3 protein-coding genes and 1 pseudogene are annotated in these 4,042 nt (G+C 69.6%); all 4 read right to left on the minus strand.

Translation table 11 applies throughout. The features are described 5' to 3' along the window. The coding region (locus tag VN779_RS22280; RefSeq protein WP_325726507.1) for an ATP-binding protein at window positions 1-2,078 on the minus strand (2,078 nt) is incomplete at its 3' end. 213 nt (window positions 2,079-2,291) lie between these two features. After that, window positions 2,292-2,843, minus strand: a complete 552-nt coding sequence (locus tag VN779_RS22285; RefSeq protein ID WP_325726503.1) for a hypothetical protein — start codon at window positions 2,841-2,843, stop codon at window positions 2,292-2,294. A 79-nt stretch (window positions 2,844-2,922) separates the two neighbouring features. Further along, window positions 2,923-3,276 carry an OB-fold nucleic acid binding domain-containing protein gene (locus VN779_RS22290; protein WP_349260893.1) on the minus strand — a complete coding sequence of 118 codons (354 nt, stop codon included), beginning with the start codon at window positions 3,274-3,276 and terminating at the stop codon, window positions 2,923-2,925. Window positions 3,277-3,426: 150 nt separating this feature from the next. Next, window positions 3,427-4,042: pseudogene (locus VN779_RS22295) on the minus strand (DNA-binding protein); the annotation flags it as partial.

Raw genomic sequence — 4,042 nt, forward strand, 5'->3', positions numbered from 1 at the left:
TCCACCTCGACCGGCTTGGCCACGTGCTCGTTCGCGCCGGCGGCGAGGCTGCGTTCCCGGTCCCCGCGCATCGCCTTGGCGGTCACCGCGATGATCGGGAGCTCGGCGAACCGGTCAAGGCTGCGGATGTACTCGGTGGCCGCGTAGCCGTCCATGCCCGGCATCATGACGTCCATCAGCACGAGCTTGATGTCAGGGTGCTGCAGCAGTGTCTCGATGCCTTGGCGGCCGTTGTCGGCGTGCACCACGGAAAGGCCGTGCAGCTCCAGCGCGCTGGCCAGTGCGAAGACGTTGCGCACGTCGTCATCGACGACGAGCACCTTCTCTCCGTTGAACCGGACCGAAGACTGCGGCGGCTCGGCGGCCAGCGACAGTTCGGCCGTCGTGTTGGGCAGCGCGGTGAGCAGATGCAGCGTGAGCCGCTCGATGGCCTGCGCGCGAGAGCCGATGACTTCGAGCACGCGCACACTGCCCAACGCCGACAGCCGAGCAATCGTGCTGCTGCCCGCGCCCGCCTCATAGGCCAGCACCGGGACTGTGGGATCGAGCCTGGCCACCGCCGCCAGGAGGGTTTGGACCGCGTCGGGCGGGGTGCTGAGGTTCACCAGGATGCTGATGACCTCCTGGCTGGTCAGCGCCCGCTCCACGTCACGCGCGGTGACCTCTGCCATGGTGAGCAGGTCGACGCGGCCGCGCATCCCGCCGAGACCGTCGATCGCGGTCCGGGCCGCGTTCTGCATCGCCCGCGCCGCGCGCGGCTCTACGACGAGGACCACCGCGGTCGACTGCGTGCCCTTGGCGCCGAGGCCGCGGTACTCGGCCGAATCGTCGTCGGCGGCCGCAGGAATGCCAGATGAGGTGGCCGAACTTGGCGCGCTGACGGAGCTCGCTGCCGCGCTTTCGATCGTGGTGGCGTTCTGGCTGGCGACGGACTGTCCGCGCGAACGGGTCGGAGCAGGCGTCTGGGCCTTCTCGCGGGCCGAGGTGCCCGATTCGATCGGCACGGTGAGGGTGAAGGTGCTGCCCTGACCGGGAGCGCTGGTTACCCGCAGTTCGCCACCGAGCAGCCGGGTCAGTTCGCGGCTGATCGACAGGCCGAGCCCGGAGCCGCCGAAGCGCCGCCCGGTCAGGCTGTCGCCGTGCTGGAACGCCTCGAAGATGACCTCGTGCAGGTCCGGTGCGATGCCGATTCCGGTGTCGTGCACCGCGAACCGCAGCAGCGCGGGATCCTGCGGATCGCGGGTGACCTCCAGCATGATCGTGCCGTGCTCGGTGAACTTCACCGAATTGGAAAGCAGGTTACGCAGGATCTGGTGGAGCCGCTGCTCGTCGGAGTCGACGGTCTCCGGAACGTCCTCGGCCACCTGCACGACCAGCTCCAGGCCCTTTTCCGCGGCCTGCTGCCTCGCCTCCGCCTCGGCGCGGGTGACCAGCGTCTCGACCGAGATCCGGTCGGTGTGCACAGCCATCCGGCCGCTTTCCACGTTGGCCAGGTCGAAGAGATCGTTGATCAGCTGGAGCAGATCCTGGGCCGCGCCGTGGATGGTGCGGGCGAAGTCCACCTGGCGCGCGGTCAGGTTGCCCTCGGAGTTGGCGGCGAGCAGCTGGGCCAGAATCAGCAGGCTGCTGAGCGGAGTGCGCAGCTCGTGCGAGATGTTGGCCATGAACTCGGCCTTGGCCCGCGAGGCGACGGCCAGCTGCCGGGCGTGCTCATTGAGCTCGAGCCTGGCCTGCTCGATCTGGGCGAGCTGCTTGGCCGCGTGCGCGTCACTCGCGGCGGCCGCGGAAGCTCCGGTCGCGATGCCTGCTGCGGAGGCGACCGCCGCGGACGCTGGTGCGGCGGACCCTGATGACGTTGCGGCGGCGGCCGCCGCGGCCAATCGTTGCAGGGCCGCGGCGCCGGAGGCGCCGGTGATCTGTTCGACCAGGGCCTGGTTGTGCTCAGCCAGCTGGTTGAACAGCTCGCCCAGCTCCGCGAGCTCATCATCTCCGGTGACCACGGCGCGCGCGCCGAGATCACCGTCCCGTACCGCCCGCATAGCGGCGAGTAGCCGCGCCAGCCGCGGGTCTGGCACCACTGCCAAGGCGGACCTCCAGCCGAACCCCGGCGTGCCGGGACAGCAATCCCAGTGTTCTGAGATGTCGCCACAGCGGGGGTTCCCGGCCGCGACGCACTGATCGCACTATATCCGCTGGAAGGGCCGGTTCGGTTATCGAGCGAGCAGCGAACACATACCTTTAGCGCGCGGCAATCGTTTTGTTGCCGTGCGCGGTGGGACAGGCGCGGGAAGCTACCCTGAGTGTTCGCCGCTTTGACGCAGGGGCCCGATGCGCAGCGTGTTGCCGTCCGAGTCGATCACGGCGAACAGGCTCGCCCCGTAGGCGGCCGTGCCCGGCAGATCCAGGCAGTTCACCCCGTCGTCGTCCCACGTCGCGCGCAGCCCGGCCGGGTCCGGGACGCGCAGGTAGCAGCCCGCGCTGTTTCGCAGCGGATCGAGCTCGCAGTCCAGATAGAGGTGCAGCTCGACCGGCCCGAGGGCCAGGCGCAGATAGTCGGCGGTGCGGCCCAGCAGCGTGAAACCGAGGTATCCGTAGCAGGCGAGGGCACGCTCCAGGTCGCCGCTCGGCAGGATCGGCACCGCCTGCCCGCCATGGAATGCACTGCCGGCGCGGATGCCAGTGGCTTCGGCGGCGTGCTCGACCGAGACGGCGTTCGGCAGCGCCGTCTCGTTCGGAGGCAGGGCGCCGCCGGAAGGGGAGTCGGCGGCGACCGGCCGGGGTGTCGGCATGGCGCCAGTGAAGCTCAGGATCGCCGCCGCGTCCGCCGCGTTCGCGGCATTCATACGACGCGGCGGCGATTACTAGCGCTTTTCAAACACTCGCCGCCCTTGCGGGCGCGCTGTTCGGCCAGCGTGCAGCCGATCAGTCCGAGGCGGAGGCCCGCAGCTCGTAGATCGGGTTGTAGATCGCCCGATTACCGCGCAGCGTGGTGATCCGGCCGCGCAGCTTGATGGTGCGGCCGGGGCTGATGCCGGGGATCTGCCGCCGCCCGAGCCAGACCACGCTGACCGTGCCGGTGCCGTCCCACAGCTCGGCCTCCAGCGCGGGCACGCCGGCGTGCGGGCGGAAGGTGACCGTCCGCAGCGTGCCGACTAGGCAGACCTGCTCGCGGTCCTGGCAGCGGCCGATCGGCATCGCCTCCGCGGAGGCCTGGATCTCGGCCTGAAGCTCGTCCGCCTGCAACTCGTCAGGGTCCGCCGCCAGCCGGGAGAACATCCGCCGCAGCTTCGAGCCCTGGCCGCGCTGTGACCGCCCGCCGCTGGAACCGCCGTCGGGGCGCTGCGTATCGCCGCGGCCGCCGGTGGCTTCGGCCGCATCTGTTTCCGTGCCGTCGAGCGCTCGCATCCTCGCGGGCTCCTTCCTGGCTCAGCTGCTCGCCGAAGGGGTCTTCGGCGCGGGCGTCTGATTCCGGGTCTGCTGTGGCTGCTGCGGGCTGTTCTGGTCCCCGACGGCCGAACGCAGCTGGTAAGGCACGCTGGCCACCACAACCCGGCGCTGGAAGAGCAGTCTGCCCTTCAGCCGCAGCGCGGACTGGTTGTGCAGCAGTTGCTCCCACCAGTGTCCGAGTACGTACTCGGGGATGTAAACGGTCACGATATCGTTCGGGTTCTCCGTGCGCAGTCGCTTGACGTAGTCGACGATCGGTTTGGTGATCTCCCGATACGGCGAGGCGATTACGGTCAACGGAATCGGAATGTCCCGTTGTTCCCAATCCCGGCGCAGCGCCTCGGTTTCCGCGGTGTCCAGGTCGACGGTCACCGCCTCCAGCCGGCTCGGCCGGGTGGCCCGGGCGTAGCCGATGGCGCGCAGCGCGGGCATGTGCAGCTTCGAGACCAGCACGATCGCGTGATTGTTGCTGGGCATGGTGACCTTGTAGTCATCCGGCGGGGTCAGTTCGACGGCCACCGAGTGGTAGTGCCGCTGAATGCCGCGCATCAGCAGCCAGATCAGCGGCATCGCGACCACCACGATCCAGGCGCCG

Origin of the sequence: Actinocrinis sp. (genome assembly GCF_035605935.1) — a bacterium.
GTDB lineage: Bacteria > Actinomycetota > Actinomycetes > Streptomycetales > Catenulisporaceae > Actinocrinis.

What these genes read in the sequence shown, in the direction of transcription:
- VN779_RS22285 (WP_325726503.1), bottom strand. Translation starts at nt 2,843, where the DNA reads ATGAATGCCGCGAACGCGGCGGACGCGGCGGCGATCCTGAGCTTCACT.
- VN779_RS22290 (WP_349260893.1), bottom strand. Translation starts at nt 3,276, where the DNA reads ATGTTCTCCCGGCTGGCGGCGGACCCTGACGAGTTGCAGGCGGACGAG.